Annotated in this window: 1 protein-coding gene; it reads left to right on the top strand. The window is 70.9% G+C overall.

Going from position 1 to position 1,259, the window contains the following annotated elements; translation table 11 throughout:
* On the top strand, positions 1-1,259 hold a 1,259-nt coding region (locus G7A99_RS20085; protein WP_163143579.1), incomplete at both ends, for a (2Fe-2S)-binding protein.

Genomic DNA, 1,259 nt, shown 5'->3' on the forward strand with positions numbered 1-1,259 from the left:
CTGCTCCGGGACACGCTCATCGAGCGCGGCCTGGACTTCCGCATGGAGGCGGTCACCGAGCGCATCCTCGGACGCCGACGGGTAAGCGGGGTGCGCTTCGAGGACGGCACCGAGGTCCGGGCGGACCTGGTGGTGATGGCCGCCGGCATCCGCCCCAACACGGCCCTGGCCCGGGACGCCGGCCTGCACTGCGAGCGCGGCGTGGTGGTGCACGACACCATGCAGACCTTCGATCCGCGCATCTACGCGGTCGGCGAGTGCGTCGAGCACCGCAAGGCCACGTACGGACTGGTCGCGCCGATCTGGGAGCAGGCCCGGGTCTGCGCCAATCACCTGGCCCAGCACCAGATCGGACGCTACGAGGGCTCGGTGGTCTCGACCCAGCTCAAGGTGACCGGCATCGATCTGTTCTCCGCCGGCGACTACGAGGGCGGCGAGGACACCGAGGACATCGTCCTCCAGGACCCGCGGCGCGGCGTCTACCGCAAGCTCGTCGTCCGTGACGACCGCCTGCAGGGCGCCGTGCTGTACGGCGACACCGACGACGGCCCGTGGTACTTCGACCTGATCAAACGCGGCGAGGACATCTCGGAGATCCGCGAGCGGCTGATCTTCGGCCGCGCCCACGCCGAGGGCGGCGGCGATAGCGCCGGCGGACGCGCCGCACTGATGGGCGACGACGAACAGGTCTGCGACTGCAACGGGGTATGCAAGGGCGCCATCGTCGCCGCGGTCCGCGACGACGGGCTGACCAGCCCGGCTGCGGTGATGAAGGCCACCAAGGCCGGCACCTCCTGCGGCTCGTGCAAGTCCCTGGTCGGCGACATCGTCGCCCTCGCCGCCGGCGCCGACGCGGTGACCGAGGACAAGCCGACCCTGTGCGAGTGCACGGCACTCTCCCACGACGAGGTCCGCGAGGCCATCCGCGAGCGCCACCTCACCTCCCCCGCGGCGGTCCGCGAGGCCCTGGGCTGGCAGGAACCGGACGGCTGCTCCAAGTGCCGGCCGGCGCTCAACTACTACTGCATCAGCACCTTCCCGGCCGAGGCCCGGGACGACGCGCAGTCGCGGTTCATCAACGAGCGCGCCCACGCCAACATCCAGAAGGACGGCACCTACTCCGTGGTCCCGCGGATGTACGGCGGCATCACCAACCCGCAGGAGCTGCGCGCCATCGCGGACGTCGCCGAGAAGTTCGAGGTGCCGACCGTGAAGGTCACCGGCGGCCAGCGCATCGACCTGCTGGGGGTGAAGAAGGC

The sequence above is a fragment of the Arhodomonas sp. KWT genome (genome assembly GCF_010993615.1).